22 protein-coding genes are annotated in these 25,164 nt (G+C 68.0%); 10 read left to right on the top strand and 12 right to left on the bottom strand.

The window, feature by feature from the left end:
- Positions 1-22: 22 nt before the first annotated feature.
- The 6 genes from EV655_RS07675 to EV655_RS07650 form a co-directional block, all read right to left on the bottom strand.
- A complete protein-coding gene (locus EV655_RS07675; RefSeq protein WP_132543483.1) occupies positions 23-247 on the bottom strand; it encodes a DUF1127 domain-containing protein in 225 nt (74 codons plus the stop codon).
- A gap of 146 nt (positions 248-393) precedes the next feature.
- Complete coding sequence (ureC, locus tag EV655_RS07670) at positions 394-2,103, bottom strand: urease subunit alpha (RefSeq protein ID WP_132543481.1); 1,710 nt, start codon at positions 2,101-2,103, stop codon at positions 394-396.
- Positions 2,103-2,408 (bottom strand): urease subunit beta, encoded by a 306-nt coding sequence (locus tag EV655_RS07665; protein ID WP_132543479.1) that lies wholly within the window; start codon positions 2,406-2,408, stop codon positions 2,103-2,105. Before EV655_RS07665 ends, ureC begins: the two co-directional genes overlap by 1 nt.
- 8 nt (positions 2,409-2,416) lie before the next feature.
- Positions 2,417-2,986, bottom strand: a complete 570-nt coding sequence (locus tag EV655_RS07660) for a HupE/UreJ family protein (RefSeq protein WP_132543477.1) — start codon at positions 2,984-2,986, stop codon at positions 2,417-2,419.
- A gap of 21 nt (positions 2,987-3,007) precedes the next feature.
- Complete coding sequence (locus EV655_RS07655) at positions 3,008-3,310, bottom strand: urease subunit gamma (RefSeq protein ID WP_132543475.1); 303 nt, start codon at positions 3,308-3,310, stop codon at positions 3,008-3,010.
- Between the two features lies 1 nt (position 3,311).
- Entirely contained in the window at positions 3,312-4,085 is a 774-nt protein-coding gene (locus tag EV655_RS07650; RefSeq protein WP_132543473.1) for an urease accessory protein UreD, read from the bottom strand.
- Between the two features lie 463 nt (positions 4,086-4,548).
- Here EV655_RS07650 and urtA point away from each other — a divergent pair, with 463 nt between their 5' ends.
- The 5 genes from urtA to urtE are packed head-to-tail and all read left to right on the top strand — an operon-like array spanning position 4,549 to position 10,512.
- Positions 4,549-5,829, top strand: a complete 1,281-nt coding sequence (urtA, locus tag EV655_RS07645) for an urea ABC transporter substrate-binding protein (RefSeq protein ID WP_132543471.1) — start codon at positions 4,549-4,551, stop codon at positions 5,827-5,829.
- A 58-nt stretch (positions 5,830-5,887) separates the two neighbouring features.
- Complete coding sequence (gene urtB, locus EV655_RS07640; protein WP_132543469.1) at positions 5,888-7,840, top strand: urea ABC transporter permease subunit UrtB; 1,953 nt, start codon at positions 5,888-5,890, stop codon at positions 7,838-7,840.
- Between the two features lie 3 nt (positions 7,841-7,843).
- Positions 7,844-9,076 carry an urea ABC transporter permease subunit UrtC gene (urtC, locus tag EV655_RS07635; RefSeq protein WP_132543467.1) on the top strand — a complete coding sequence of 411 codons (1,233 nt, stop codon included), beginning with the start codon at positions 7,844-7,846 and terminating at the stop codon, positions 9,074-9,076.
- Positions 9,073-9,813: an urea ABC transporter ATP-binding protein UrtD gene (gene urtD / locus EV655_RS07630; RefSeq protein WP_132543465.1), complete on the top strand. Its 741-nt coding sequence runs from the start codon at positions 9,073-9,075 to the stop codon at positions 9,811-9,813. Before urtC ends, urtD begins: the two co-directional genes overlap by 4 nt.
- A 3-nt stretch (positions 9,814-9,816) precedes the next feature.
- Positions 9,817-10,512 (top strand): urea ABC transporter ATP-binding subunit UrtE, encoded by a 696-nt coding sequence (gene urtE / locus EV655_RS07625; RefSeq protein WP_132543463.1) that lies wholly within the window; start codon positions 9,817-9,819, stop codon positions 10,510-10,512.
- Positions 10,513-10,549: 37 nt separating this feature from the next.
- On the opposite strand, the gene EV655_RS07620 is transcribed toward urtE, so the two are convergent.
- The gene (locus EV655_RS07620) at positions 10,550-13,774 is read right to left on the bottom strand and encodes an efflux RND transporter permease subunit (protein ID WP_132543461.1); all 3,225 of its coding nucleotides are present in this window, start codon (positions 13,772-13,774) and stop codon (positions 10,550-10,552) included.
- On the bottom strand, positions 13,767-14,741 hold the full coding sequence (locus EV655_RS07615; RefSeq protein ID WP_132543459.1) for an efflux RND transporter periplasmic adaptor subunit: 975 nt from the start codon (positions 14,739-14,741) through the stop codon (positions 13,767-13,769). Before EV655_RS07615 ends, EV655_RS07620 begins: the two co-directional genes overlap by 8 nt.
- A gap of 814 nt (positions 14,742-15,555) precedes the next feature.
- On the opposite strand from EV655_RS07615, the gene EV655_RS07610 reads away from it, so the two are divergent.
- The 3 genes from EV655_RS07610 to EV655_RS07600 all read left to right on the top strand — a co-directional run bounded on the left by EV655_RS07610 (position 15,556) and on the right by EV655_RS07600 (position 19,407).
- A complete protein-coding gene (locus tag EV655_RS07610; protein WP_132543457.1) occupies positions 15,556-15,939 on the top strand; it encodes a hypothetical protein in 384 nt (127 codons plus the stop codon).
- A gap of 89 nt (positions 15,940-16,028) precedes the next feature.
- The gene (gene deoC / locus EV655_RS07605; RefSeq protein WP_243645024.1) at positions 16,029-17,039 is read left to right on the top strand and encodes a deoxyribose-phosphate aldolase; all 1,011 of its coding nucleotides are present in this window, start codon (positions 16,029-16,031) and stop codon (positions 17,037-17,039) included.
- Positions 17,040-17,043: 4 nt separating this feature from the next.
- Positions 17,044-19,407, top strand: coding sequence for an aldehyde dehydrogenase family protein (locus EV655_RS07600; protein ID WP_132543455.1), 2,364 nt, complete (start codon positions 17,044-17,046; stop codon positions 19,405-19,407).
- A 7-nt stretch (positions 19,408-19,414) separates the two neighbouring features.
- On the opposite strand, the gene EV655_RS07595 is transcribed toward EV655_RS07600, so the two are convergent.
- Positions 19,415-20,041: a DUF1523 family protein gene (locus tag EV655_RS07595; protein WP_132543453.1), complete on the bottom strand. Its 627-nt coding sequence runs from the start codon at positions 20,039-20,041 to the stop codon at positions 19,415-19,417.
- A gap of 10 nt (positions 20,042-20,051) precedes the next feature.
- On the bottom strand, positions 20,052-20,315 hold the full coding sequence (locus EV655_RS07590) for a hypothetical protein (RefSeq protein WP_132543451.1): 264 nt from the start codon (positions 20,313-20,315) through the stop codon (positions 20,052-20,054).
- Positions 20,316-20,472: 157 nt separating this feature from the next.
- Here EV655_RS07590 and EV655_RS07585 point away from each other — a divergent pair, with 157 nt between their 5' ends.
- On the top strand, positions 20,473-21,762 hold the full coding sequence (locus EV655_RS07585) for an acetylornithine deacetylase/succinyl-diaminopimelate desuccinylase family protein (RefSeq protein ID WP_132543449.1): 1,290 nt from the start codon (positions 20,473-20,475) through the stop codon (positions 21,760-21,762).
- Between the two features lie 37 nt (positions 21,763-21,799).
- On the opposite strand, the gene panC is transcribed toward EV655_RS07585, so the two are convergent.
- On the bottom strand, positions 21,800-22,663 hold the full coding sequence (gene panC, locus EV655_RS07580) for a pantoate--beta-alanine ligase (RefSeq protein ID WP_132543447.1): 864 nt from the start codon (positions 22,661-22,663) through the stop codon (positions 21,800-21,802).
- Positions 22,660-23,478, bottom strand: coding sequence for a 3-methyl-2-oxobutanoate hydroxymethyltransferase (gene panB, locus EV655_RS07575; RefSeq protein WP_132543445.1), 819 nt, complete (start codon positions 23,476-23,478; stop codon positions 22,660-22,662). The genes panC and panB overlap by 4 nt, the downstream gene beginning before the upstream one ends.
- Before the next feature lie 142 nt (positions 23,479-23,620).
- Here panB and EV655_RS07570 point away from each other — a divergent pair, with 142 nt between their 5' ends.
- A complete protein-coding gene (locus EV655_RS07570) occupies positions 23,621-25,090 on the top strand; it encodes an ABC transporter substrate-binding protein (RefSeq protein ID WP_132543443.1) in 1,470 nt (489 codons plus the stop codon).
- The last annotated feature ends 74 nt before the right edge of the window (positions 25,091-25,164 follow it).

The following is a 25,164-nucleotide window of genomic DNA, read 5'->3' as shown; positions in this document are numbered from 1 at the left end:
CGCCCCCCGGCCGCGATGGCCTTCAGTTGAACAGGTCGCGAAAGACATAGCGCGGGATGTCGTCGCGCGTGATCCCCAGCCGGGCAAGCTGGGCGTCGGAACAGGCGTTGAGGGTCTGGATCTCGCGCATCCGCGATCGGCGCAGGGTGTAGGCGTTGACCCCCATACCCAGCCCCGCGAAGAACAGGTCCAGCCGTTCGGACATTCCGCCCGGAACATATTTGACCGTCATGCTTGGCGTCGCCATCGGAAATCTCCTCGTGGGTCACAAGAAGTTTCCTCCCATGGTGGTGAACATAGGTACTGCCACGCTTTCGGCCAAACGCCGGCAGGACATGGCGGCTACCCCGTTGCTGCAATGCAGCATATTTGTGCATCTCTCTCATTTTTCCCTCAGAACAGGAAGTACCGCTGCGCCATGGGCAACACCTCGGCCGGCTGGCAGGTCAGCAGCTCGCCATCGGCACGCACCTCGTAGGTTTCGGGATGGACCTCGATCCGGGGCGTCGCGTCGTTCAGGATCAGGTCCTTCTTGCCGATGCTGCGGGTATTGCGGACCGCGAGCGTCCGCTTGGCCAGCCCCAGCTTCTCGCGCACGCCCTCGGCCTCGGCCGCCGCCGAGACGAAGATCACCGCCGAATTCTCGACCGACCGGCCATAGGCGCCCCACATCGGCCGCGTATAGACCGGCTGCGGCGTCGGGATCGAGGCGTTGGGGTCGCCCATCTGCGCGCAGACGATGGTGCCGCCGATCAGCACCATTTCCGGTTTGACCCCGAAGAACGCCGGGTGCCACAGCACCAGATCGGCCCGCTTGCCCACCTCGATGCTGCCGATCTCGTGCGCGATGCCATGCGCGATCGCCGGGTTGATCGTGTATTTCGCGACATAGCGGCGGACGCGGAAATTGTCGTTGTCGCCGCTTTCTTCCGCCAGCCGGCCCCGCTGCTTCCTCATCTTGTCGGCGGTCTGCCAGGTGCGGATGATGACCTCGCCCACCCGGCCCATCGCCTGGCTGTCCGAGGCGATGATGGAAAAGGCCCCCATATCGTGCAGGATGTCCTCGGCGGCGATGGTCTCGCGCCGGATACGGCTTTCGGCAAAGGCCACGTCCTCGGGGATCGACTTGTCGAGGTGGTGGCACACCATCAGCATGTCGAGATGCTCTTCCAGCGTGTTCACGGTGAAGGGCCGCGTGGGGTTGGTCGAGGACGGTAGCACGTACTCCTCGCCGCAGACCTTGATGATGTCCGGCGCGTGGCCACCCCCCGCGCCCTCGGTGTGGAAGGCGTGGATCGTGCGGCCTTTCATGGCCTTGATCGTGTGTTCCACGAACCCGCTTTCGTTCAGCGTGTCGGTGTGGATCATCACCTGGATATCCATGTCGTCGGCCACCGACAGGCAGCAGTCGATGGCGGCCGGCGTCGTCCCCCAGTCCTCGTGCAGCTTCAGCGCGCAGGCCCCGGCCTCGATCTGTTCGACCAGCGCGCCGGGCAGGGACGCATTGCCCTTCCCCGCGAAGGCCAGGTTCATCGGGAAGGCGTCGGCGGCCTGCAACATGCGCCCGATATGCCAGGGCCCCGGCGTGCAGGTCGTGGCCAAAGTCCCATGCGCGGGCCCCGTGCCGCCGCCGAGCATGGTGGTCAGCCCCGAATGGAGCGCATCCTCGATCTGTTGCGGGCAGATGAAATGGATATGGCTGTCGAAGCCGCCCGCGGTGAGGATTTTCCCTTCGCCTGCAATCGCCTCGGTCCCCGGGCCCACGATGATGTCGACGCCGGGCTGGGTGTCGGGATTGCCCGCCTTGCCAATCCTGGCGATCCGCCCGTCCCTGATCCCCACATCGGCCTTGTAGATGCCGGTATGGTCCACGATCAGCGCGTTGGTGATGACGGTATCCACCGCCCCCTCGGCGCGCGTCGCCTGGGATTGCCCCATCCCGTCGCGGATCACCTTGCCGCCGCCGAACTTGACCTCTTCGCCGTAGGTGGTCAGGTCGCGTTCGACCTCGATGATCAGCTCGGTATCGGCCAGCCGCAGCCGGTCGCCGGTGGTGGGGCCGAACATCGCGGCATAGTCGGCGCGTGCGATTTTCCTGGGCATCAGAGCTCCCCCATCACCTGCTGGTTGAAGCCATAGACGCGGCGGGCGCCCGCGATCGGGATCAACTGCACCTCGCGCCGCTGGCCGGGCTCGAACCGCACCGCTGTGCCCGCGGCGATGTCCAGCCGCATCCCCCGTGCCGCGCCCCGGTCGAAGTCGAGCGCGGGGTTGGTCTCGGCGAAATGGTAGTGGCTGCCGACCTGCACCGGCCGGTCGCCGGTGTTGGCCACCATCAGCGTGATCGCCGCACGCCCCTCGTTCAGGGTGATCGTGCCTGGGGCGGGGAAAAGCTCTCCGGGGATCATGGCGCGCCTCACCCGGCCAGCACCAGCGCCGAGCCGAGGCCCGCCACCAGCACGCCCGCGCCGCGCGCCACCAGCGGCCCGCCGAACCGTGCCAGCGCCCAGCCGCCCAGAACGCCCGCGCCATGCAGCAGCGCGGTGGCCAGCGCGAAGCCGCCCAGATAGGCCAGCGCCGCAGCCCCCCCCATCTCGGCCCCGTGGGCATGGCCGTGGAACAGCGCGAGCGCGCCCACCACCGCGGCCCCCGCCGCCAGCGGCAGCCGCACCGCCAGCGCCACCAGCACCCCCAGCACCAGCACCGAGGCCAGGATCATCGGCTCGACCATCGGCAGCGGCGCCCCGGCCAGCGCCAGTCCGAAGCCAAGCGACATCGCCCCCACGAAGGCCGCAGGCAGCGCCCAGAGCGCGCGCCCCCCCAGCGTGACGGCCCACAGCCCGACCGCCACCATGGCCAGGATATGGTCGGCCCCGAACATCGGATGGCTGAACCCGGCCGCGAACGAGCCATGCTCCAGCGGGTCGAGATGAGCCAGTGCGGGGCTGGCGGCGAACAGGGCGGGCAGAAGGACAAGGCGTTTCATCGGGGCTCTCCTTGGCGGATGTCAGCGGATCGGGTTGTGGACGGTGACGAGCTTGGTGCCGTCGGGAAAGGTGGCCTCGACCTGCACCTCGTGGATCATCTCGGGGATCCCTTCCATGCATTGGTCGCGGGTGATGACCTGCGCGCCCGCCTCCATCATGTCGGCGACGCTGCGCCCGTCGCGGGCGCCCTCGACCACCGCATCGGTGATCAGCGCGATCGCCTCGGGATAGTTCAGCTTGACGCCACGGGCCAGCCGCTTGCGGGCGACCTCGGCGGCCATCGCGATCAACAGCTTGTCCTTCTCGCGGGGGGTCAGTTGCATGTCACGTCATCCATGATCTTGGCAGGGAATTGCCGGTAAGGCGCATCAGCACCGGGACCAGGACCCGGCGCAGCGCGAAACTGTCGGGCGCAAGCAGCCGCATCACCAGCACGTCCTTGCGGAGAAGACTTGCCCCGCCGGTGGCAGGCATCAGCGCGCGCAGCGGGCCCAGATGGGCCTCGGCCCCGGGGTCGGCGAAAACGAGGCTCGCCATCGCACCCGCCCCCCCCGCAACGGCTGGCCTGGCCAGATCGGCGGCCACATCGCCGTGAAGGCGCAGCGCGTCGAGATAGAGCGGCACCCCCTCTCGGCGGATCTCGATCCGGTCACGGAACAGGGCGTCGTGCACCACCTCGCCCATCGCGGCCCGGCCGAACACCAGCGGCTCGACCAGCAAGAGCCGCGCGTCGGCCGCGAGATCAGCCATCAGCGTGCGTTCGAGTGCCGAGCCTTCGAACAGGATCGTTTCCTGCGGCAGCCAGTCGAGCCGCGCGCCGGGCCCCACCGCCAGCCGGTTCCGGACCCGGCCCCGCTCGCCCGGCTGGGCGCGATAGGCACGTTCGGCGGCCTGCGTGGTGACGCGCAGATGGCTGCCTGCCCGCGCCTCGACCTGTGCCTCGAACCGGTCGCCGCCGGTTATCCCACCTGCCGTGTTGACCAGGATCGCATCCACCGCACCGTCCCGCGGCCGCGGGAACAGCGCCTTGAACGCCCCGCTCTGGCGCAGGTCGGCCAGCGCCGAGCCATCCGCACGGGCCTTGGCGGCCAGCCGCATCTGGCCCAGCGCCCGCGGCTGGGCGGCCGGTCGGCATGCGGCATCTTGGCAGGTCTGGCAGGTGATCGGTCCGTCCCCCGGAAGGCATCTTGCCGCCCCGTTTTCCCGCAGCCCCTGGGGGCCTGCACGGATTTTCGGCAGTTCACCCGGGGATTCGGCGGCAATACGAACAAATATTCAGCAGCCACCCAGGGGCATGATGAAAAACTGCGCGAACTCGGGGAGGAAAGCAGAAATCGTGCCAGATCCGCCGCCCCGGAATTGCCTCGCCGCCGCAGCGCAGAAACCCTGCGCCTGCCCACACCGGGACAACCGGACCATCAGGGGGTGTGTGGCGACCCGCGAATTGAACCTCGCATCGGGCCGCCACACGGGTTGCAACGAAGATGTTGCAGGGCCCGAGGGTAGGCTGCGCGGCGCGTCCGCGCAACGCCTGGCCCGGCGCCTTGCGCGGAGGGAACACATGACATCGATCAAGACGATTCTGGCCAGCGCGGTCGCATTTTCGGCGCTGTGCCTGCCGGCCTGGGCGCAGGACACGATCAAGGTGGGCGTTCTGCACTCGCTCTCGGGCACGATGGCGATTTCCGAGACGACGCTGAAAGATACCATGCTGATGCTCATCGACGAGCAGAACAAGAAGGGCGGCGTGCTGGGCAAGCAGCTCGAGGCGGTCGTGGTCGACCCGGCCTCGGACTGGCCGCTCTTCGCCGAAAAGGCGCGCGAACTGCTGACGGTGCAGGATGTCGACGTGATGTTCGGCTGCTGGACCTCGGTCAGCCGCAAGTCGGTGCTGCCGGTGATCGAGGAACTGAACGGCCTGCTGTTCTATCCGGTGCAGTACGAGGGCGAGGAAAGCTCGAAGAACGTCTTCTACACCGGTGCCGCGCCGAACCAGCAGGCGATCCCGGCGGTGGACTATTTCCTCGACGAACTGGGCGTCGAGAAATTCGCGCTGCTCGGCACCGACTACGTCTATCCGCGCACCACGAACAACATCCTTGATGCCTACCTCAAGTCCAAGGGCATCGCCGAGGCGGACATCTTCGTGAACTACACGCCCTTCGGCCATTCCGACTGGTCCAAGATCGTGTCGGACGTCGTGGCGCTGGGCGCGGACGGCAAGAAGGTGGGCGTGATTTCCACCATCAACGGCGACGCCAATATCGGCTTCTACAAGGAACTGGCCGCGCAAGGCGTCTCGGCCGAGGACATTCCCGTGGTGGCCTTCTCGGTCGGCGAGGAGGAGTTGTCGGGTCTCGACACCACCAACCTCGTCGGGCACCTGGCGGCCTGGAACTACTTCATGTCCGCCGACACCCCCGAGAACGCCGCCTTCATCGAGGCCTGGCACGCCTTCATCGGCGACGAAAAGCGCGTGACCAACGACCCGATGGAGGCCCATTACATCGGCTTCAACATGTGGGTGAACGCGGTCGAGCAGGCCGGCACCACCGATGTCGACGCCGTGCGCGAGGCGATGTGGGGCCAGGAATTCCCGAACCTCACCGGCGGCATGGCGGTGATGGGCACCAACCACCACCTGTCCAAGCCCGTGCTGATCGGCGAGATCCTCGAGGACGGCCAGTTCGACATCATCTCGGAAACCGATCCGGTGCCGGGCGACGCCTGGACCGATTTCCTGCCTGCCTCGGCGGTGCTGACCGCGGACTGGAAGGACCTCGGCTGCGGCATGTACAACACCGAGACCAACAGCTGCGTCCAGATCAAGTCGAACTACTGAACCCGGCTATCGGGGGCGGGTGCGCCCGCCCCCCTTTCCCAAGACAGGCCCCGTCACGATGCGCATCCTTGTCGCCGCACTATCCTTTATTTGCCTGATCGCCCTGCCCGTCTCGGCGCAGGACAGCCCGATCCAGCAGCTTCTGCAGGAGAACCGCACGCTGATCGAGCAAAGCTCGCGCCGCACCATCGGCCCGGCGATCGACGCGCTGCGTGACAGCGGGCTGCCCGCGGCGCAGGCCGTGCTGGAGAAATGGCAGGCCAGGGAGCTGTGGCAGCGCAAGTCGGACGGGCTTTTCTTCTTCGCCGAACGTACGGGCGACGGCTATCGGCTGATCGACATCGCCACGGGCGCCGACGTGGGAAGCGCAACGGGCGGCGAGATCGAGCAGCTCAAGCCCAACAGCGGCATCCGTGCGTTGATCGGCGTGGCCCTCGTCCAGTTCCAGCTGACCGACCCCGACCCGGCCCGGCGGATGGCCGCGCTGGACGCGATCGCGCGCAACGCCGAGGCCGCGCACCTGGCCCCGCTTCGCGCCAGCATTGCGACCGAGACCGACCCGGCGCTGACGTCCCGCAAGGCGCGGCTGGAGCGCCTGCTGACGATTTCCTATGACGACGAGCCCGACGCCCGCATCGCTGCGATCGAGAGTTTCGCGGGCGATCTGGGCGTCGATGCCCGCGCCGCCCTGAACCCGCTGGTGGCCACCACCCGCGCCGTCACGGCGGGCGACCCTCCAGCGACCGAGAATGTCGCGCGCCGCCTTGCCCCGGGCAGCGACGTCCTGTCCGAGGCCGCGGCCCACGCGCTGCTGGTCGAGGCCGGTCTGGTTGCACCCCGGATCAGTGCCAGCGACATTCGCGCCGCGCTGGCCGCGCATGTCGAGAACGGCCAAGTCGGCGGTGTCCCGGTGGCGGAACTCGACACCGATGCCGCCCGCGAGCGGGCCTATGCGGCACTGGCCGCAGCGGGCCTCGTCCCTGCAACCGCGACCTCGGCCGAGGTCGCCGAGGCGCTTTCCTCCCATGTCTTCTACGAACGCTACGCCGAGACCGACCCGCGCGTGACCGAGGCCGCCAATGCGGCGCTCGACGCCATCGCGCTGAAGGTGGGGATGAACCAGGCCGCTGACCTGACGCTGGACGCGCTGTCACTGGCCTCGATCTATTTCCTCGCGGCCATCGGTCTTGCCATCACCTTCGGGGTGATGGGGGTCATCAACATGGCCCATGGCGAGTTCATCATGATGGGCGCCTATACGGGCTATGTCGTGCAGCAATTCGTGCCCGACTACACGCTGTCGATCCTGATCGCGCTGCCGCTGGCCTTCGCCATCACGTTCGCCGCGGGCGTCGCGATGGAGCGGCTGGTGATCCGCTGGCTCTACAACCGGCCGCTGGAAACGCTGCTGGCAACCTTCGGCATATCCATCGCGCTGCAACAACTGGCCAAGAACATCTTCGGCACGCAGGCCCGCCCGCTGACCTCGCCCGGCTGGCTGGATGGATCGCTGGTCGTCAACGACATCGTGTCGATCAGCTACATCCGCATCGCGATCTTCGTCCTCGCGCTGATCTTTCTGGGCCTTTTCCTCTTCATCATGCGGCGGACGCGGCTGGGGCTGGAGGTGCGCGCGGTGACCCAGAACCCGCGCATGGCGGCATCGATGGGGATCAACCCCGACCGGATCAACATGCTGACCTTCGGGCTGGGCTCGGGCATCGCCGGCGTCGCGGGCGTCGCCATCGGGCTCTATGCCAAGGTCACGTCCGAGCTTGGCCAGGACTACATCGTCCAGAGTTTCATGACCGTGGTCGTGGGCGGCGTCGGCAACATCTGGGGCACGCTTCTGGGCGCCACGCTGATCGGGTTCCTGCAAAAGGGGATCGAGTGGTTCAATCCGTCGAACACGCTGGCGGCGCAGACCTACATGATCCTTTTCATCATCCTGTTCATCCAGTTCCGGCCGCGGGGCATCATCGCCCTCAGGGGCCGCGCGGCGGGGGATTGAGCCATGCGGCAAAGCTTCATCGCGAAAAACCCCTCGGTGCTGATCTTCCTTGCGCTGCTGGGCCTCTTCACCCTTGCGGTGACGATCCTCGGCGAGGGACTGGGGATCGGCCTGATCTCCACCAGCTTCGTCAAGACGCTGGGCAAGACACTCTGCCTGTGCCTCGTTGCCATCGCGATGGATCTGGTCTGGGGCTATGCGGGCATCCTGTCCTTGGGCCATTTCGCCTTCTTCGGGCTGGGCGGCTACATGATCGGCATGTGGCTGATGTATGCCCGGACCGAGCTGATCGTGGTGGAATCGCTCGCCCAGGCCGAGATCCCACCGACGCCGGATGAAATCCGCGATGCCATCGGCACCCAGATCTTCGGCGTGGTGGGGGGATCGGACTTCCCGCTGGTCTGGGCCTTCGCCCATTCGCTGCCGCTGCAACTGGCGCTGGTGGTGCTGGTGCCGGGCCTTCTGGCGCTGGTCTTCGGCTGGCTTGCCTTCCGCTCGCGCGTGACAGGCGTCTATCTCTCGATCCTGACGCAGGCCATGACGCTGGCCCTTGCCCTTTACCTGTTCCAGAACGACAGCGGCCTTCGCGGCAACAACGGGCTTTCCGGCCTGCAGAACATCCCCGGCGCGGGCGATGTTCCGCAATCCCTGATGTCGATCCGGTTCTTCTGGGCCTCGGCGGCCGCACTCGCCATCGGCTACGTCGTCGCTGCCTTCGTTGTCTCGGGCAAGTTCGGCAGCGTCATCCGCGGGATCCGCGACGACGAGGCGCGGGTGCGGTTCCTCGGCTATTCGGTCGAGGGCTACAAGCTGTTTGTCTTCACCTTGACCGCCGTGATCGCAGGCATCGCGGGCGCGCTCTACTACCCGCAGGCCGGCATCATCAACCCCGCCGAGATCGCGCCCATCGCGTCGATCTACCTGGCCGTCTGGGTCGCCATCGGCGGGCGCGGGCGGCTTTACGGCGCGGTGATCGGCGCGGGTTTCGTGTCGCTCCTGTCCACATGGTTCACCGGCGGGCAGGCGCCCGATCTGAACGTCGGCTTCTACACGGTGAAATGGGTGGACTGGTGGCAGGTGCTTCTGGGGCTCAGCTTCGTCCTTGTCACCCTGTTCGCGCCCAAGGGGATCGGCGGGCTGTTCGATCTGCTCACCGGCCGCCGCGGCCCCGACCGTCATGGCGCCGACCTCGGCCCCGGCGCCGGGTCCTTCCGCGAAAAGGAGGCCGAGCAATGAGCACGCTTCTGGAGGTCTCGGGCGTTTCCGTCACCTTCGACGGGTTCCGCGCGATCAACAATCTCAGCTTCGAGATCGGCCCGGCGGAACTGCGCGCGATCATCGGGCCGAACGGCGCGGGCAAGACCACCTTCATGGATATCGTTACCGGCAAGACCAGGCCCGACGCGGGACAGGTGCTGTGGGGCGAACGGTCGATCTCGCTGCTCAAGCTCAGCGAAAGCAAGATCGCGCGCGAAGGCGTCGGCCGCAAGTTCCAGCGTCCGACCGTGTTCGAGGACCAGTCGGTATTCGACAATCTGCTGATGGCACTGAAGAAGGACCGCGCGCCTTGGCGCGTGCTGTTCTACCGCGAAACCGCCGCCGATCGTACCCGCGTGGGCGAGTTGGCCGAAGAGATCGGGCTAGCGGACCAGTTGCAGCGCAAGTCGGGGGAACTGAGCCACGGCCAGAAGCAATGGCTGGAAATCGGCATGCTGCTGGCGCAGGAACCGCGCCTGCTGCTGGTGGACGAACCGGCGGCGGGCATGACGCTGGCCGAACGCGAACACACCACCGAACTGTTGAAGGAGGCCGCGAAAACCCGCGCCGTGGTGGTCGTGGAACACGACATGGAGTTCGTGCGGCGGCTGGAGTGCCGGGTGACGGTGCTGCACGAGGGGTCGGTGCTGGCCGAGGGCAGCCTCGATTTCGTCACGAGGAACCAGCAGGTGATCGATGTCTATCTGGGGCGCTGAAAGATGCTGAGAACCGAAGGGCTGACCCTGCATTACGGGGGTTCACAGATCCTGAACGGGATCGACCTGGTGGCGCGGGCGGGCGAGGTGACCTGCGTGATGGGCACCAATGGCGTGGGCAAGACCAGCCTGCTGAAGGCCATCTCGGGCACGCACCTGCGCTCGGGCGGCCGGGTGGAGCTGGACGGCGAGGAGGTGCCGCGCGTGCCCGCACAGGGCATGGCCCATCGCGGCGTGGGATATGTGCCGCAGGGGCGGATGATCTTTCCGCTGCTGACGGTGCGCGAGAACCTGGAGACCGGCTTTGCCTGCCTGCCCAGATCCGAACGCTTTGTTCCGGACGAGATTTACGACCTTTTCCCCGTGCTGAAAGACATGGGCAGCCGCCGGGGCGGCGATCTGTCGGGCGGGCAGCAGCAGCAGTTGGCCATCGCGCGGGCGATGATCACCAAGCCCAAGCTCCTGCTGCTGGACGAACCGACCGAGGGGATCCAGCCCAACATCATCCAGCAGATCGGCCGGGTGATCGAGTATCTGCGCGATCAGGGCCGCATGGCGATCATCCTGGTCGAGCAGTATTTCGAGTTCGCCTATGCGCTTGCCGACCGGTTCTACGTCATGGAACGCGGCGCGGTGACAGTCACGGGCAGCAAGGCAGACTTGCCCAAGGAACGCCTGATCCGGGCCGTCTCGGTCTGACGCCCGCCACCCGCACGGATCGCGGGTGGCACCGTCCTCAGGTCCGGAAGATGCGGTAGATCGCCGGGATCACCAGCACCGTCAGCGCGGTCGAGGACGCAAGCCCGAACAGCAGCGACAGCGCCAGCCCCTGGAAGATCGGGTCGGCCAGGATCACCGCAGCCCCGATCATCGCCGCCAGCGCCGTCAGCAGGATCGGCTTGAACCGCGTGGCACCGGCCTCGACCAGGGTTTCCACCGTGACGGGCCCGCCGGAATGGCGGATGAAATCAACCAGCAGGATCGAGTTCCGGACGATGATGCCGGCCAGCGCGATGAAGCCGATCATCGAGGTGGCGGTGAAGGGGGCCGAGAACAGCCAGTGCCCCAGCATGATGCCGAGGAAGGTCAGGGGCACCGGCGTCAGCACCACCAGCGGCAGCTTGAACGACCCGAACTGCGCCACCACAAGGATGTAGATCCCCACCAGCGCCACCCCGAAGGCCGCGCCCATGTCGCGGAAGGTGACGTAGGTCACCTCCCATTCGCCATCCCACAGCAGCACAGGCTTGGCCTCGGACAGGGGCTGGCCGTGCAGGCTGATCATGGGCTTGGGCAGGTCGCCCCAGTCGATCGCGTCCAGCCGCTCCTGCACCGCCAGCATGCCGTAAAGCGGCGCCTCGAAGTCGCCGGCCAGTTCGGCGGTCACCATCTCGGCATAGCGGCCGTTGTGGCGGAAGACCGGGTAGGAGGCCTGTTCGTCGGACAGCCGCACCACGTCGCCCAGTTCCACCACGCCCCGCCCGCCGGGCAGCGCATTGGCGGGCACGGGCGTGGCCAGCGCGCGTTCGTCCATCACCCGGTCGGCGCGGTCGCGGCCGACCACGATCGGGATCGGCGCGCGGCCCTCGCCGCGATGGGAATAGCCGACAATGGTCTCGCCGTTCAGCAGGCGCAGGGTTTCCAGCGCGTCGGCCTCCTGCACGTTGAAGAAGGCCAGGTCCGAGGGGTCGAGTTCCGCCCGGATGCGGACGGGCTGCTGGCCAAAGCTGTCGTCGACATCGACGATGAAGGGCACGTCCTCGAAGGCCTGCCGCACCCTGGCCGCGACCGCGCGGCGGGTCTCGCCGTCGGGGCCGTAGATTTCGGCGAGAAGCGTCGCGATCACCGGCGGGCCCGGGGGCGGTTCGACCACCTTGACCACCGTGCCTTCGGGCAGGGCGAGCACGCCCAGCCGCGCGCGCAGGTCGAGCGCGATGGCGTGGCTGGTGCGCGCGCGGTCGTGGCGGCCCGTCAGGTTCACCTGCACGTCGCCGAGATGCGGGCTGGCGCGCAGGAAATAGTGGCGCACCAGGCCGTTGAAGTTGAAGGGCTGCGCCGTGCCCGCATAGGTCTGGGCCGAGATCGTCTCGGGCATCTCCAGCGCAATCCGCGCCACGTCCTGCGCCACGGCATCGGTCGCCTCGACCGACGCGCCCTCGGGCAGGTCGATCACGACCGACAGTTCGGGCTTGTTGTCGAAGGGCAGGAGCTTGACGGTCACGTCCTTGGTGTAAAGCGCCCCCATCGAGCCGAACGACACGACGACCACCGCCAGAAGGAACGTCAGGCTGATCCACTTGCGCGCGAGGATCGGGCGCACGACCGCGGCATAGAGACGTCCCAGCCGCCCGCCGGGGTGGCCGTGGCCGCCCTCGCCATGCAGGGGCGCGCGGCCAGCGATCCTGAGCATCAGCCAAGGCGTGATCATCACCGCGACGAAGAAGGAAAAGATCATCGCGGCCGACGCGTTCGCCGGAATCGGGCTCATGTAGGGGCCCATGAGGCCCGACACGAAGAGCATCGGCAACAGCGCCACCACCACGGTAAGTGTCGCCACGATGGTCGGGTTGCCGACCTCGGCCACGGCCTCGATGGCGGCCTGCGCCCGGCTCTGGCCCGGTTTCATCATCCCCCAGTGGCGCGCGATGTTCTCGATCACCACGATGGCGTCGTCCACAAGGATACCGATGGAGAAGATCAGCGCGAACAGCGACACCCGGTTCAGCGTGTAGCCCATGATGTAGGCCGCGAACAGCGTCAGCAGGATCGTGACCGGGATCACGATGGCCACCACCACCGCCTCGCGCCAGCCGATGGCGAACAGCACCAGCGCCACGATGGACACCGTCGCAAGGCCGAGGTGGAACAGCAGTTCGTTGGCCTTCTCGCTGGCCGTCTCGCCGTAGTCCCGCGTGATCTCGACCTCGACCGTATCGGGGATCAGGCTGCCCTCCATCTCGTGCAGGCGGTGCAGCACCTCCTCGGCCACGACGACCGCGTTGGCCCCGGCCCGCTTGGCCAGCGCCAGCGTGACCGCCGGGCGGCGCGCGATCTCGCCGTCCGCGCCCCGGGACAGCGTGGCGACGTGGTGTTCGTCCAGATCGTGGACAAAGCCCACCTCGGCCACGTCGCGGACATAGACGGTGCGCCCGTCGCGCGCGGTCAGTTCCAGGGTGCCGATCTCGGCGGGCGTGGCCAGCGTGCGGCCCAGCACCAGCCCGACCTGCTGGCCCGCGTCGCGCACCAGCCCGGCGGGCGTGGCGGAATTGGCGCTTTGGACCTTGCCCGCCAGTTGTTGCAGCGTGATGCCGTATAGCGCCAGCTTCTCGGGGTCGGGGGCGACCCGCAGCGCCTCGTCGGTCGCGCCCACCAGATAGGTCAGGCCGACATCCTCGATCTTGACCAGTTCGGTCTCGACCTCGCGGGCGATGCGGGTCAGGTCGGCGGCGGTGATCGCGTCCTGCCCCGGTGCAGGCGCGAAGGTCAGCGCGACGATGGCCACGTCGTTGATGCCACGGCCCACCACCAGCGGCTCGGGGATGCCGACGGGGATGCGGTCGAGATTGGCAAGGATCCTGTCGCGCACCCGCAGGATCGCGGTGTCCTGGCTGAGGCCCACCTCGAAGCGCGCGGTGACCATCACCTGGTCGTCCGAGGTCTGGGAATAGACGTGCTCGACCTCGTCGATGCCCTTGACGATGGTTTCCAGCGGCTCGGTCACCAGCTTGACGGCGTCCACGGCCCGCAGCCCGTCGGCCCGCACATGGATGTCCACCAGCGGCACGGAAATCTGGGGCTCTTCCTCGCGCGGCAGGCTCATCAGCGCGATCAGACCCACGGCCAGCGCGGCCAGCAGCAGAAGCGGGGTCAGCGGCGAGGCAATGAAGCCGCGCGTCAGGTTCCCCGCGATGCCCAATGGCGTCTTGCGGGGCGCCTTCGGGGACTGGGGCGCGTCACTCATCGGCGGTCACCACGATGTCGCCCGCGGCAAGGCCCGAGAGGATTTCCACCCAGTCCGCCCCGTCGCGGCGCAGGATCTCTCCGGGCACCACGGTGCGGCGCAAAGGCCCGTCGGCCCCCTTCACCGTCACGAAATCGAGCCCGCCCGCGCGCACCAGCGCCGCCACCGGCACCAGGATCGCCCGGCGCGTGCCGACCGGCAGGCGGACCGGCAGGCGCCGCCCGACAAAGCGGCCGTCCAGCCCCTCGACCTCGACATCGGCCACCACCCGGCCGCCCTCGATCTGCGGATAGACCTTGGCCAGCCGCCCGGTCTGCCCATCCATGCCCGCACCCAGCGCGATCGCGTCGCCCTCGGCCAGCGCGGTCGCATGGCGCTCGGGCACCGAAAGCCGCAGGAACACCCCGCCGCCGCCGATCTCGGCCACTGCCTCGCCCGGCGTGATGACCGAGCCGAGCGAGACCGGCACCGACAACACCACCCCCGCATCGGGTGACAGGATCGCCCCCTCGGTCACCTGCTGTTCGATCACCCGGCGTTCGGCCTGGGCGGTACCGGTCTGTCCCACCAGCACGTCCACCTGGGTGCGCAACTGGTCCAGCCGCTGCTGGGTGATCACGCCCCGCTCGCGCAGCGCCTCGCCACGCTCAAGATCGGTCGTCGCGGTCTCAAGCTGGGTTTCGAGCGAGGACAGTTGCGCGTCGATGGCGCGCAGCTGAAAGGTCAGCTTGTCGTCCTCGACCCGCGCGATCCGCTGCCCGGCCTCGACCCGGTCGCCCTCGGTCACCTGCAACTCGACCAGCGTGCCGCCGATCCGGGCGCGCGCCGGCACCCGGTCGCGGGTCTCGACCTGGCCGTAGACGGCCTTCCACTCGGTGATCTCGACCGGCTCAAGCACCAGTTCGGCCGCCACCGTCGGAACGGCGGCAATCCACGACACCAGCATCGCAAGGAAGAGTCTCGACATCCTGTCCGTCCTCCTGGGCCCAGAGGCTCTCCCACACCGTCGCGCGACGGATGCCTGCCCCTGCCCTTACCACTGGATGCAGCCGACGGCTTGCGGCCGCTTGCGCATCACATGCAATTTTTTGAATATATGAACCATGCCGAAGAAATTGCAAGGGCGATGTCACGACACGCGGCATCTGAAACGCCACCCCTGTTCGCAGGCTGCGCCCCCGCCTTGATCCTGTCCACGGGCGCGCCGATCGGTCTCCGCGCCAGCGGACCCGGATCTTCCGGTAATGTCCCCTAACTGGAAACAGTTCGTTCCGGATTTTGCACCAAGTTGCGCGCACAGGTCGGTTCGCCGGTCCGAGGAACCGGCGGGATGCCAAGGGCGCGAGATGGCCCCTGCCGATCGGGTCATTTCGGGTCGCCGGGGCGTGATCCCGGCTGGATTGTCCCGGACTCTGGTCGTGATTTCAGGCTGGTGGCTGCGCTTGCCCAATATCCCCGCCCACGATCGTCGCCATGCCCGAAGGCATGCCGTCAGCCCCGCGCGGCACGGGATCGCCGTACACGCAGCAGCGGCGGCTCGCCGCGCCGTGCCCGGGCGGGGCCATCCCGTTCTCTGGCCCAATACGGCACCGCCGCAAAAAAAGAGAGGACAAGAGCGGGTCTCCGCCTAAAGCGCCGTTCGAACTTCTTGTCGGAACTGCCTCATCAGCCTATCGTGTATTGCCACATGCTGCACCTGCCACGTAGGTGCAGGCGAGCGCCGATTTCCGAGTGTTTTTTCCGCCGGACCCAGTCGTCCGGCATCGAGTCAAAGGTTTTTCATGGCCCAGCCGACAGCTGTAATCTACCAGCGCGACGGCACCTCGGGATCCGAGGACGACTCCGACGGGCTGACCGAGTTCGCGCTCGAGATGCTTTTGTCCAGCCCCGAGGGCTGGCGCAGATTCGCCCGAGACGCGGCCGCGCGCTGGCCCGCGACCCCGCCTCTGGCCATCGTGTTCGCGCTGGTCAATGCCTCGGCCCAGATCGAGGCGATCTTTGGCGAAGGCAGCCCCGCGCGCATCGCCGCCCAAAGCGGATTCCGCGTGGCGGGACTTATCTCGGCTGATCTCTATGCGATGGAAACCCTCGGGCTGCCGCGGGCGCGGGCGGCAGACCTGACCGCCTACTGGCGTGCCCATGACGATTATTTCCTGACGCTCTGACAGGCCGGGCGTTCCGCGCCCGCGCTTGCCAAGAACGCTGCCGCCATGTCACCAAGGGCGGATACCCCCGCGACAGGTGCCCGACCACCGTGCCCCGAACCCATACCGAAGACCCCGCAAATCTGTGCACCGCCCCCGCCGCGCTGCCGCAGCTTGCCCACCCTCGCAACCTGGGGATACCGCTTGATCCGGGTTGGGTTCGCCGGGCCGCCGTGAACCGCTCGGCGGCCGAGCGGCGCTGTGCCACCCTGCCCGGCCGCCGCTCGGTCAAGGGTTCCATCCAGGCGGCATGGCTGCTCAAGGCGGTCAGCCTGATCGACCTGACGACGCTGGCGGGCGATGACACGCCCGGCCGCGTCCGCCGCCTGTGTGCCAAGGCGCGCCAGCCGGTGCGGGCGGACCTGCTGGACGCGCTGGGGGTCAGCGGGCTGACCACGGGTGCGGTCTGCGTCTACCACGAGATGATCGCGCCCGCGCTTGATGCGCTTGCGGGCTCGGACATCCCGGTGGCCGCCGTGTCCACAGGTTTTCCCGCAGGGCTGACGCCCTTTGCCACCAGGCTTGCCGAGATCGAGGCGTCGGTCGCCGCGGGCGCCTCCGAGATCGACATCGTGATCTCGCGCCGCCACGTGCTGACCGGTGACTGGGCCGCGCTTTACGACGAGGTGCGCGCCTTTCGCGCCGCCGCGGGGCCAGCACATCTCAAGACCATCCTCGCCACGGGCGAGTTGGGGACGCTGACGAATGTCGCCCGGGCAAGCCTTGTCTGCATGATGGCAGGGGCGGATTTCATCAAGACCTCGACCGGCAAGGAGCCCGTGAACGCCACGCTTCCGGTGGGGCTGACCATGGTCCGCGCGATCCGCGAGTATCATGCCGTTACCGGCCACCGCGTCGGCTTCAAGCCTGCGGGGGGAATTTCAACGGCGAAGGACGCGCTGGTCTGGCTTGCGCTGATCAAGGACGAACTGGGGGATCGCTGGCTTTCACCCGACCTTTTCCGTTTCGGCGCGTCATCACTGCTGGCCGATATCGAGCGGCAGATCGAACACCACGTCACGGGGGCCTATTCGGCCGCGTGGCGGCATCCGTTGGGGTAACCGCATGACTGTTTCCGACCTGATGCAGTCGATGGACTACGGCCCCGCCCCCGAAAGCGCAGCCGAGGCGCTGGCCTGGCTTGCCGACCGGGGCGGCCGGTTCGGCCATTTCATCGACGGCAGCTTTACCGACCCCCGCGACGGGTTCGAGGCGAAGAACCCGGCGACCGGCGAAGGACTGGCGACACTGACGCAAGCCACGGCCGGGGACGTCGACGCCGCCGTGGCCGCCGCCCGCAAGGCGCAGCCGAAATGGGCGCGGCTTTCGGGTCATGCGCGGGCACGCCACCTCTATGCGCTGGCGCGCCTGATCCAGAAGCACGCGCGCCTGATCGCGGTTCTGGAGACACTCGACAACGGCAAGCCGATCCGGGAAAGCCGCGACATCGACGTGCCCCTGGCCGCACGGCATTTCTATTACCACGCAGGCCTCGCGCAGCTTCTGGCCAGGGAATTGCCAGGCCATGTGCCGCACGGGGTATGCGGCCAGATCATCCCGTGGAACTTCCCGTTCCTGATGCTGGCCTGGAAGATCGCACCCGCGCTGGCCGCGGGCAATACCGTGGTGCTGAAACCCGCGGAACAGACCTCGCTGACCGCACTGCTGTTCGCGGACCTGACCCGCGAGGCCGGGCTGCCCAGGGGGGTGGTCAACATCCTGACCGGTGACGGCGCGGTGGGCGAGCGGATCGTGGCCCATCCCGGGATCGACAAGATCGCGTTCACCGGCTCGACCGAGGTGGGGCGGGCGATCCGGATCGCGACCGCGGGCAGCGGCAAGGCGCTGTCGCTCGAACTGGGCGGCAAGTCGCCCTATCTCGTCTTCGAGGACGCCGATCTCGATGGGGCAGCCGAGGGGCTGGTGGACGCGATCTGGCTCAACCAGGGCCAGGTCTGCTGCGCAGGATCGCGGCTGATCGTGCAGGAGGGCATCGCCGAGACGTTCCACGCCCGGCTCAAGGCCCGGATGACGGGTTTGCGCATCGGCGACCCGATGGACAAGTGCATCGACATCGGCGCGATCATCAACGAAGGCCAGCGCGACCGGATCGCCGCGATGGTGGCAGGCGGCGCGGCCGAGGGCGCGCTGTTCCAGCCTGACTGCGCCTTGCCCGAACGGGGCTGCTGGTATCCGCCGACGCTGATCACCGGCCTGTCGCCCGCGTCCAGGCTGATGCAGGAAGAGATCTTCGGCCCGGTCCTCGTCTCGACCACCTTCCGCACGCCCGCCGAGGCAGTGCAACTGGCAAACGACACGCGTTACGGGCTTGCCGCCAGCGTCTGGAGCCAGTCCATCGACGTCGCGCTGGACGTGGCGCCAAAGCTCGCCGCGGGGGTGGTCTGGGTGAACGGCGCGAACATGTTCGACGCGGCGGCAGGCTTCGGGGGGCTGCGCGAAAGCGGCTTCGGACGCGAGGGCGGATGGGAGGGGCTGGTGGAATACCTGCGTCCCGCCGGGACACCCAAGCCCTTGAAGCCGCTGGTCGCGCCCGCCAACGCGAACGCGCCCGAACCGGCCGACCCGCTGGACCGGACCGCCAAGCTGTATGTCGGCGGCAAACAGGTGCGGTCCGACGGGGGCTATTCCCGGGCCGTCCACGGGGCCAGGGGGCGGCGTCTCGGCCATGTGAGTCTGGGCAATCGCAAGGACATCCGGAACGCGGTCGAGGCCGCGCGCAAGGCACAACCGGGCTGGGCCGCGGCAAGCGCGCACAACCGCGCGCAGGTGCTCTACTACATCGCCGAGAACCTGTCCGCACGGGCGGGTGAATTCGCCGGACGACTGCATGCCATGACCGGCGGGCAGAAAGCGGCGGCGACCGCCGAGGTCGAGGCCAGCATCGACCGGCTTTTCACCTGGGCCGCCTGGGCCGACAAGGCCGCGGGCGAGATCAAGGCCGTTCCGATCCGCGGCACGGCGCTGGCGATGAACGTGCCGGCCGGCGTGATCGGCGTGCTCTGCCCGGACGAGGCGCCGCTTCTGGGCCTCGTATCGGTCATGGGGCCCGCGATCGCGATGGGCAATGCCTGCGTGCTGGTGCCATCCGAGACCCACCCGCTGGCCGCAACGGACCTGTACCAGGTGCTCGACACGTCGGACGTGCCGGGGGGCGTCGTGAACATCGTGACCGGCGCCCATCCCACGCTGGCCGACCCGCTGGCCGCCCATATGGACGTTGACGCGGTCTGGTCGTTCTCGTCCTCTGACCTGTCAGCGACCATCGAACACGCCGCCGCGGGGAACCTGAAACGGACGTGGGTGAACCACGGCCGCGCGCGTGACTGGACAGGCCCCGCAGGCGAAGGCCGCGCGTTCATCCGCGCGGCCACCGAGGTCAGGACGGTCTGGATTCCCTGGGGCGCCTGAGCCCGCGTCACCTGCGGCCGAAAAGCCGCCGCCACAGGCTGCTGGTGCGATCCTCGACGCTGTCGATCATCTCGCCCGCCTCGTCGAGCAGCGGCTCGATCCGGTCTTCCTTGAATCGCGCGACCAGCGTCCAGATCCACAGCACGAACACCCCGAAGCCGAACAGGAAGACGATGTTGAACCACGGGATGATGGTCACGTCGGGCCCGTCCACCGGCCGCGCCGAGATGGCGTTGGGATAGATCGAGAGATATTCGTTGCGCCAGCCGTAATGGGTAATGACCACCCATTCCGGGTTGTCCTTGGTCGAGGTCAGGTCGCCCGCCTCGGCCTGCAGGTTCGAGGTGTCAAACTTGAAATAGGGCGGCCAGCCCCAGCCGGTATCCTCGTTGCGGAACACCACCGCCTTGCCCTCGGGGGTGAAGGTCTCGAGGAAATTGACGAAACGCGCATTGCCCTGCTCGCCTTCGCCTGCCGCCGGACCCTGCCAGAAGATCGCATTGTCACCGACCGTCACCTGGCTTTCGAAAACCCGGTTGATCCGCACCACCTCGTGCTGTGGCAGCGTGTAATGCAGGAACGATATGACCAGCGCGGCCAGCACCGCAAGAAAGGTCCATTTCACATATGCCATCGCAGCCTCGCTAATAGTTCACGATGTAGATGATCGTGCCGATGACGATCATCGGGATGATGTAGACGCCAGCGATCAGCCGGCGCCTGAGCGATTGGTCGTAGGCCTCAAGCCCCTCGCGGACATAGGCCTTGCGGTCGCCGACGCGAATCTCCTCGTCCCATTCGCGTTCCAGCTTGCCGCGCCGGACCGCGCGGGAATAGAGCGAGACGCAGACATAGACGACTGTAAGAACAACGAACGCCAGCAACATGAAGCGAAGCAGGGCGATCATCTAGGGTCCTCGCGGGCCGCGGAACGGGGCATCTCGGTCATGGCGCCTCGCATCTGTCTATTGGCACCTGATATAGGCACATCGGGGTCGATTTGCACCCCGACCCGACGCCGCGGCGCGATTGCCGCGGCAATCGGGGCAGGCTAGGCTTGCCGGCATGGACGAGGCGACATGGCAGAGGCTCGAGGCGGCGGTGGCCGGGCGGCGCGGCGATCTGGTGGCGTTGACGCAGGACCTGATCCGCTTTCCCACGCTGAACCCCCCGGGGCGGCAGTACCGCGAGATCTGCGACTACCTCGCCGCGCGGCTGGCGGCCGGGGGCTTCGGGGTCGAATTGATCCGCGCAACCGGCGCGCCGGCCGACAGCGAGGCGCATCCGCGCTGGAACCTCGTGGCCCGGCACGAGGGCGCGGGCGGCCCCGGTGAATGCGTGCATTTCAACGGCCATCACGACGTGGTCGAGGTGGGCCATGGCTGGTCGGTCGATCCCTTTGGCGGCGAGGTGCGGGATGGCCGCGTCTATGGCCGCGGGGCCTGCGACATGAAGGGCGGGCTGGCGGCCGCGATCATCGCCGCCGAGGCCTTCGTCGAGACCTGCCCCGACTACCGCGGCGCGGTCGAGATCAGCGCGACAGCGGACGAGGAATCGGGCGGCTATGGCGGAGTTGCCTGGCTGGCCGAACGCGGCTGGTTCGATCCCACGCGCGTCCAGCACGTCATCATCCCAGAGCCCCTGAACAAGGACCGCATCTGCCTCGGCCATCGCGGCGTCTGGTGGGCCGAGATCGAGACCAAGGGCCGAATCGCGCACGGCTCGATGCCGTTTCTCGGCGACTGCGCCGTGCGCCACATGGGCGCGGTGCTGGCCGAGATGGAGGCCACGCTGTTCCCGCTGTTGGCGGGCAAGCATACCGAGATGCCGGTGGTCCCTGACGGCGCCCGGAATTCCACGTTGAACATCAACGCGATCCACGGCGGCGCGCCGGAACAGGCCCCAGACTACACCGGCCTGCCCGCGCCTTGCGTGCCAGACCGCTGCCGCATCACCATCGACCGCCGCTTCCTGATCGAGGAGGACATCGGCGAGGTCAAGGCCGAGGTCCGGGCGATGATGGAACGGGTCAGGGCCGGCCGCCCCGGCTTCGACTACGAGATCCGCGAACTCTTCGAGGTGCTGCCCACGATGGCCGAGCCTGACGCGCCCGTGGTGCAGGCCGTGGCCCGGGCGATCGAGACGGTGCTGGGCCGGCCGCCCGATTTCGTGGTGTCGCCGGGCACCTACGACCAGAAGCATATCGACCGGATCGGCAGGCTGAAGAACTGCATCGCCTATGGCCCCGGCATCCTGGACCTCGCCCACCAGCCCGACGAATGGGTCGGCATCGACGACATGGTGGACGCGGCCCGCGTGATGGCGCGGACGCTGGGGGATTTGCTGACCGGCTAGCGGCCGACGGCCCCCGGCGCCCTCGCGCCCCGCGGGTTCAGCTTGCGGCGCGTTCCGGTACGATTGGTACGTTGTCGATCAGGCGCACGCCGTCGAGATGCGCCGCCACCAGCAACCGCGCGGGAACCGTCACCGCGTCAAGCGGCACAAGCGTCGCGGCCGACCGCAACTCGAGGTACTCCACCTCGGAAAAGCCGCCCGCCAGGATCGCCGCCCGCGCAGCCGAAAGCGCCTGGGCCACCGGAACACCCGCCCGAAGGGCCCGGGATGCCTCTGTCAGCGTCTGGAAAAGCGCCGGCGCCTGCGCCCGCGCCCTTGCCGAAAGGCGCACGTTGCGCGAGGACAATGCCAGCCCGTCCACCTCGCGCACGGTGGCGCAGCCGACGATCCCGATGGGGATGTCGAGGTCCCGGACCAGCCGCCGGACCACCATCAGTTGCTGATAGTCCTTCTCGCCGAAGAACGCCTGATCGGCCTGCGTCTGAAGGAACAGCTTGGTGACCACGGTCGCCACCCCGTCGAAATGGCCGGGCCGGTGGGCACCACACAGCCCCGCACTGACCCCCGAAACCGAGACCGTGGTCGCGAACCCCTCGGGATAGACCTGATCGGGGTCGGGGGCGTAGATCGCATCGACCGCTAGCGGCGCCAGTTTCGCGGCATCGCCGTGCTCGGTGCGGGGGTATTTCGCCAGGTCGTCCGGGTTGTCGAACTGCCGGGGGTTCACGAAGATCGTCACGATCACCCGGTCACAGCCGGCCTTGGCCGCCTCGACCAGGCTCAGGTGGCCCGCATGCAGCGCCCCCATCGTCGGCACCACGGCCACCCGTGCACCCTCGGCGCGCCAGCGCGCGGTCAGGGCACGCAGATCGGCCAGCCGCCGCAGGATCGGGGCAGTCACGGCGCCTCTCCGAAGACATGGCCGGGGCCGGGAAAGCGGCGCGCGCGCACCTCCTCGGCATAGGCCGCGATCGCCGCACCGGCAGCGTGCCCCAGTTCGGCATAGCGCCTGACGAATTTCGGTTTGAAATCGGTGAACAATCCCAGCATGTCGTCCACCACCAGCACCTGTCCGTCGCAGCCCGCCGATGCGCCGATCCCGATGGTGGGAACCGGCACCTCTGCGGTGATCCGGTCGGCCAGCGCCGCGGGCACCTTTTCCAGCACCACTGCGAAGGCGCCCGCGTCGGCCACGGCACGGGCATCGGCCAGCACGCGGTGGGCATCCTCGCCCCGGCCCTGCACCTTGTAGCCGCCCAGCGTGTTGATCGCCTGCGGCGTCAGCCCGACATGGGCCATCACCGGGATCGACCGGGCGGTCAGGAAGCGGATCGTGTCGGCCATCGCAATGCCGCCTTCCAGCTTGACCGCGCCCGCCCCGGTCTCGGCCATCAGGCGGGCGGCATTGCGAAAGGCCTGTTCGGGGCCCTCCTCGTAGCTGCCGAAGGGCATGTCGATCACCATCAGCGCGCGGCTCAACCCGCGGGCCACAGCCTGGCCGTGCAGGACCATCATCTCCATCGTCACACCCAGCGTGGACGGCAACCCGTGCAGCACCATGCCGACGCTGTCGCCCACCAGAACGATGTCACACTCCGCATCGACCAGCCGCGCCACCGGCGTCGTATAGGCTGTCAGGCATACCAGCGGCGTGCCGCCCTTGCGCGCCCGCACCTCGGACGCCGTCATCTGGCGTTGCTGTCCACTTGCGCTCATCCGCTCCTCCCTCGGTTCGTCCCGGGTGAGACAGCTTATACGATGCTGCAGCGCAGAATCCAGCAGATCGAGTCGCCGCGCACTTGCCTTGGACGCAACCGCGCCGTCAGATGGACACAGGAGTCGTAAGGGAGACCGACGAATGAACCTCGTTCCGACCGCCGCCCTCTGCCTCGCGCTTGCCGCGGGCCAGGCCCTCGCCGCCGGGGACAGGATCACCATCGGCATGGTGCTGGAACCGCCGAACCTCGACCCCACGAGCGGCGCGGCCGCCGCCATCGACGAGGTGGTCTATGCCAACGTCTTCGAGGGGCTGACCCGATTTGCCCCGGACGGGTCCGTCGTACCCGGCCTTGCCCAGCGGTGGGAGGCGAACACCGAGGCGACAGTCTACACCTTCCACCTGCGGGACGGCGTGACCTTCCATGACGGCACCGCGATGGATGCCGAGGATGTCCGCTTCAGCCTGGACCGCGCCCGAGCCGAGGACAGCACCAACGCGCAGAAGGCCCTGTTCTCGGGAATCGAGCGCGTCGAGGTGGTGGACCCGCTGACCGTGCGGGTCACGCTCAAGGCGCCGGACGGCAGCTTTCCGTTCAACATGGCCTGGGGCGATGCGGTGATCGTGGCCCCCGAAAGCGTGGACAAGGCGGCCACCGCCCCCGTGGGCACCGGCCCGTTCCGGTTCGACCGCTGGGTGCAGGGCGACCGCGTCGAGATCGCCCGGAACGACGCCTACTGGGGCGCGGCGCCCGCGCTGGACAAGGCCACGTTCAAGTTCATCTCGGACCCCAGCGCGGCCTTCGCGGCGATGATGGCGGGCGATGTCGACGCCTTCCCGAACTTTCCCGCGCCCGAGACGCTGGCCCAGTTCGAGGCCGACCCCCGGTTCACGGTGATCGTCGGCTCGACCGAAGGAGAGACGATCCTCGCGATGAACAACCGCGCGGCCCCGCTGGACGACATGCGGGTGCGCGCGGCGATCGCGCATGCGATCGACCGGCAGGACATCATCGACGGGGCGATGTTCGGCTATGGCACCCCCATCGGCACCCATTTCGCGCCGCACAATCCCGACTACGTGGATCTGACCGGGCTTTCGGCCCACGATCCGGACAGGGCCCGGACCTTGCTGGCCGAGGCCGGGCAGACGGCGCTGAAGCTGCGGCTCGCCCTGCCGCCCCCCGCCTATGCGCGGCGCGGTGGCGAGATCGTCGCGGCCCAGCTGCGCGCGGTCGGGATCGAAACCGAGATCACCAATCTCGAATGGGCGCAATGGCTGGAACAGGTGTTCAAGGGCCGGGATTTCGACCTGACCATCGTCAGCCATACCGAACCGATGGACATCAACATATATGCGCGGCCGGACTACTATTTCGGATACGGCAAGCCCGAGTTCGTGGCGCTGATGGAGCGGCTGACCGGCACGACCGATCCGGCGGCGCGCTCGGAGATCCTCAAGGCGGCGCAGCGGATGATCGCCGAGGATCACGTCAACGGCTACCTCTTCCAGCTTGCCAAGACAGGGGTCGCAAACGCCCGGATCGACGGGCTTTGGGAAAACGCACCCACCCAGGCCAACGACCTGACGGCGGTGCGCTGGATCGACTGAGCGGCGGTCAGAACGTGCATGCGTCCGCGCCCCGCGAGGGGCGCTGGCCACGCCCAACGCTGGAAAGCGGTGCG

Source organism: Rhodovulum euryhalinum (assembly GCF_004342445.1).
GTDB lineage: Bacteria > Pseudomonadota > Alphaproteobacteria > Rhodobacterales > Rhodobacteraceae > Rhodovulum > Rhodovulum euryhalinum.
Note: the sequence above shows the minus strand (reverse complement) of the source record. Positions and strands in the feature narration are given on the sequence as shown.

What these genes read in the sequence shown, in the direction of transcription:
- EV655_RS07675 (WP_132543483.1), bottom strand. Translation starts at nt 247, where the DNA reads ATGGCGACGCCAAGCATGACGGTCAAATATGTTCCGGGCGGAATGTCC.
- ureC (WP_132543481.1), bottom strand. Translation starts at nt 2,103, where the DNA reads ATGCCCAGGAAAATCGCACGCGCCGACTATGCCGCGATGTTCGGCCCC.
- EV655_RS07665 (WP_132543479.1), bottom strand. Translation starts at nt 2,408, where the DNA reads ATGATCCCCGGAGAGCTTTTCCCCGCCCCAGGCACGATCACCCTGAAC.
- EV655_RS07660 (WP_132543477.1), bottom strand. Translation starts at nt 2,986, where the DNA reads ATGAAACGCCTTGTCCTTCTGCCCGCCCTGTTCGCCGCCAGCCCCGCA.
- EV655_RS07655 (WP_132543475.1), bottom strand. Translation starts at nt 3,310, where the DNA reads ATGCAACTGACCCCCCGCGAGAAGGACAAGCTGTTGATCGCGATGGCC.
- EV655_RS07650 (WP_132543473.1), bottom strand. Translation starts at nt 4,085, where the DNA reads ATGCGGCTGGCCGCCAAGGCCCGTGCGGATGGCTCGGCGCTGGCCGAC.
- urtA (WP_132543471.1), top strand. Translation starts at nt 4,549, where the DNA reads ATGACATCGATCAAGACGATTCTGGCCAGCGCGGTCGCATTTTCGGCG.
- urtB (WP_132543469.1), top strand. Translation starts at nt 5,888, where the DNA reads ATGCGCATCCTTGTCGCCGCACTATCCTTTATTTGCCTGATCGCCCTG.
- urtC (WP_132543467.1), top strand. Translation starts at nt 7,844, where the DNA reads ATGCGGCAAAGCTTCATCGCGAAAAACCCCTCGGTGCTGATCTTCCTT.
- urtD (WP_132543465.1), top strand. Translation starts at nt 9,073, where the DNA reads ATGAGCACGCTTCTGGAGGTCTCGGGCGTTTCCGTCACCTTCGACGGG.
- urtE (WP_132543463.1), top strand. Translation starts at nt 9,817, where the DNA reads ATGCTGAGAACCGAAGGGCTGACCCTGCATTACGGGGGTTCACAGATC.
- EV655_RS07620 (WP_132543461.1), bottom strand. Translation starts at nt 13,774, where the DNA reads ATGAGTGACGCGCCCCAGTCCCCGAAGGCGCCCCGCAAGACGCCATTG.
- EV655_RS07615 (WP_132543459.1), bottom strand. Translation starts at nt 14,741, where the DNA reads ATGTCGAGACTCTTCCTTGCGATGCTGGTGTCGTGGATTGCCGCCGTT.
- EV655_RS07610 (WP_132543457.1), top strand. Translation starts at nt 15,556, where the DNA reads ATGGCCCAGCCGACAGCTGTAATCTACCAGCGCGACGGCACCTCGGGA.
- EV655_RS07600 (WP_132543455.1), top strand. Translation starts at nt 17,044, where the DNA reads ATGACTGTTTCCGACCTGATGCAGTCGATGGACTACGGCCCCGCCCCC.
- EV655_RS07595 (WP_132543453.1), bottom strand. Translation starts at nt 20,041, where the DNA reads ATGGCATATGTGAAATGGACCTTTCTTGCGGTGCTGGCCGCGCTGGTC.
- EV655_RS07590 (WP_132543451.1), bottom strand. Translation starts at nt 20,315, where the DNA reads ATGATCGCCCTGCTTCGCTTCATGTTGCTGGCGTTCGTTGTTCTTACA.
- EV655_RS07585 (WP_132543449.1), top strand. Translation starts at nt 20,473, where the DNA reads ATGGACGAGGCGACATGGCAGAGGCTCGAGGCGGCGGTGGCCGGGCGG.
- panB (WP_132543445.1), bottom strand. Translation starts at nt 23,478, where the DNA reads ATGAGCGCAAGTGGACAGCAACGCCAGATGACGGCGTCCGAGGTGCGG.
- EV655_RS07570 (WP_132543443.1), top strand. Translation starts at nt 23,621, where the DNA reads ATGAACCTCGTTCCGACCGCCGCCCTCTGCCTCGCGCTTGCCGCGGGC.